We start from the raw sequence: 3188 nt of genomic DNA on the forward strand, positions 1-3188 counted from the left end.
TGCGGACAACCTCACCCTCGCCGACCAGAACGAGGAAGGTGCGAACCTGCTGGCGCTCAACACCCGCGCCCAGCTCGCCACCTCGGCCCTGTCCTTCGCCTCCCAGGGCGACCAGCAGGTCCTCCAGTTCCTCCGCTGATCCCTCCTCAGCCGGAGATACCGGAAGGGCGGCCCTCGGGCCGCCCTTTCTCGTTCGGGGCGCCGCGTTAGAGCCGCGTTAACCATCTTCGCCAAGAGTGCAGGCTCCCATGGGCATGCTTCGCGCGGCCCATTTCGCCCGTCGGTGGAGACCGTGATGGCCAGAGCCCTGGAATGGAGCCGTCCGCTCGACGAGCGGACACTGCGTCATGCGGTCGACTACGCGACCCGCTCGGCCGAGGCGGCGCTCCAGCGCAACGAGGCCTCGATCGCCGTACGCATCGCCCGCCAGCTCGGCCTTGCCCAACCCGACGTCGCCGCCCATCGCGAGTTGCTCGGTCGGGCATTGGCGGCCCAGGGCGCCGCCGCCGACTTCGTCGCCCGCAACAGCGGCAGCAGCGACCCCGACACGGTGGACACCCTGGCGGCGGCCCATCTCTCCCTCGGCGACCTCATGACCGCCAGCCAGTTGTGGCTGTCGCTCGCCCGCAGCGATTCAAGCCGCGCCGACGCCTTCCTCAGCTTCGCCTGGTGCATGGTCCGTGCCGGCAACATCGAGAGCGCCGAGCCGATCATCGCGCACCTGTCGCGGCTGACCAGCCACCCGAAGATCGACGCCGTCTCCATGATGATCGCCATGGCCCGCCTCGACTACGACGCGGCGCTGGTCCATGCGCAGAGGGCCCTCGCTGCCGACCCGGAGGCCCATGTCTGGCTGCCGCTCGGCCCGGTGTTCCACAGCACGGGCGTGGCCAACGAGGCCTCCTTCGCCCTCGGCATGCGGCTCGAGGATCTCAGCGCCATCCTGCACCTCTACGAGGTCGGCCAGCACGTGCAGGCCGGCCGCAACCGCGAGGCGGTGGCGGGGGCCGACGTTGCCCTGGCTCTCGTTCCGGACGACCGCTGGGCGGCGATGTTCAAGATCATGGCGCTCATGGCGAGCGAGGACAAGCTGGGTGCCGCCAAGGCGCAGGCCGACCTTGCCGCCGCCACGGGCGCGCGGCTCGACGTGCTGACGCGGCTCGTCGACCTGCTCTTCGACGCCAGCGCCCATCAGCAGGTCGTGGATCTCGGCCGCATCGTGCGCGAGCGCCTGCCCCAGCACAGCGCGCTCCTCTCCACGATCGCCCACTCGGCGTCGCACGTGGTGGAGATGGACCTCGCCGACGAAATCCTCGCGTCGCTCGAGCCTCTCGGCGAGACCATCGTCAAGGCGGGCCTGTCGCCCTTCATGGTGCTCGCCATGACCGACGACCCGGCGCTGCAGAGGATCGCCTCGGAGCGACGGGCCCGCATCCTTCCCGGACCGACCGAGACGCTCGACGTGCCCATGCCTGCCCCGCCGGCATCGGGCGAGCGGCTGCGCATCGGCTATTTCTCCAACGACTTCCACAACCACGCGACGCTGAAGCTGCTCACCGAGGCGCTCGAGTGCACCGACCGCAGCCGTTTCGAGGTGGTCGCCTATTCCTATGACGCGTTCCCGGAGGACGGGGAGCGGACGCGGCTCAAGGCGGCGGTCGACCGCTTCGAGGACGTGACGTTGCTCACGGAAACTGAGACGGCGAGCCTCGTGCGCCGCGACGGCATCCATGTCCTCGTCGACCTCAAGGGCTACACGGGCGGTTCGCGCCTCAGCCTGCTGAAGTACCGCGCCGCGCCGATCCAGGTGAACTGGCTCGGCTATCCTGGCACCTACGGCCTCGCCGAGACCGACTACATCATCGCTGATCCCTTCATCATCCCGGCGGGCGCCGAGGCGGATTATTCGGAAGCCGTGGTGCGGCTGCCGGACTGCTACCAGCCGAACCGGCGCAGCCGCACGGTGGTGGAGACGCCGACCCGGGAGATGGTCGGGCTGCCGGAGACCGGCTTCGTCTTCGCCTCGTTCAACCACGTCTACAAGGTCGGCGGCACGCTCTTCGCCGCCTGGATGGACATCCTGAAGGGCGTTCCCGGCTCGGTGCTCTGGCTCCTGTCGAAGGACCCGGCGATCGGCGAGCGGCTCCGCGCGCGCGCGGAGGAGCACGGCGTCGACCCGACCCGGCTGGTCTTCGGGCCGGTCATGGACAACGAATACCATCTCGCCCGCTACGGCCTGGTCGACCTCGCGCTCGACACCTTCCCCGTGGGCTCGCACACCACCGCGAGCGACGCCCTGTGGATGGGCGCGCCGCTCCTGGCGCTGTCCGGCCGCAGCTTCGTCTCGCGCGTCTCGGGCAGCATCCTGAAGGCGGCGGGCATGGAGCAGCTCATCGCCGGGAGCTTCGACGAGTACACGGCCAAGGCCATCGCCATCGGCAACGATCCCGGCACCGCGCGGGCCCTGCGCGAGGCGCTGGTGCGCGGTCGCGACAGCGTCCCGCTCTTCGATCCCGCCCGCTTCGCCGCTCATCTCGGCCGCGCCTACGAGGGCATGGTCGACATCTGGCGTCGGGGCGAGGCGCCGCATGCCTTCGACGTGGCCTCGGTCGACGAGGCGCCGGCGCGGTCAGTGGAAGTCGCGTGACTTCGGCAGCACCCTGACGTCGCGCGGGTGGCGGCCGCCGCCGCGCGGATATTGCGGTCGCGACACCTCGTCGGCCCGGGCGAGGCTGTCGCGCATCGGATCCTCGGACAGGCGCTGCAGATCGGCCGTGCGGTCGATGATGTCCTCCGCCATGAGGTGAACCACGCCCTCGGGGCTGCGCTGCACCAGGCCCTCCACCATGAGCAGCCGCGCCCCCATGATGGCGCGACGGAAGCGCTCCATCCGGCGGGCCCAGAGCACCACGTTGGTGATGCCGGTCTCGTCCTCCAGGGTGATGAAGATGGCGGTGCCCTTGCCCGGCCGCTGGCGGACGAGGACGACGCCGGCCACGCGCGCGCGCGCGCCGTTGGCGGCGGCGGTGATCTCCGCGCAGGTCGCAATGCCCTCGGCGGCGAGGCTCTCCCGCAGGAACTGCAGCGGATGGGCCTTCAGCGACAGCCGCGCCGTCTGGTAGTCGGCGACGACGTGTTCCGACAGCGGCATGGCGGGCAACAGGGCGTCGGCCTCGTCGCCGAGCTCG

Annotated in this window: 3 protein-coding genes; 2 read left to right on the forward strand and 1 reads right to left on the reverse strand. The window is 70.6% G+C overall.

Annotation, left to right across the window (positions count from 1 at the left end; genetic code table 11):
• Window positions 1-139: flagellin (locus ACT6XY_RS22640; RefSeq protein WP_444750562.1), on the forward strand; the 139-nt coding region annotated here is incomplete at its 5' end.
• A 156-nt stretch (window positions 140-295) separates the two neighbouring features.
• Window positions 296-2647, forward strand: a complete 2352-nt coding sequence (locus ACT6XY_RS22645; RefSeq protein WP_444750560.1) for a tetratricopeptide repeat protein — start codon at window positions 296-298, stop codon at window positions 2645-2647.
• On the opposite strand, the gene ACT6XY_RS22650 is transcribed toward ACT6XY_RS22645, so the two are convergent.
• On the reverse strand, window positions 2630-3188 hold a 559-nt coding region (locus ACT6XY_RS22650), incomplete at its 5' end, for an OB-fold nucleic acid binding domain-containing protein (protein WP_444750561.1). The two genes, ACT6XY_RS22645 and ACT6XY_RS22650, sit on opposite strands and share 18 nt — an antisense overlap.

This window comes from Phreatobacter sp., from assembly GCF_052440005.1.
Lineage (GTDB): Bacteria > Pseudomonadota > Alphaproteobacteria > Rhizobiales > Phreatobacteraceae > Phreatobacter.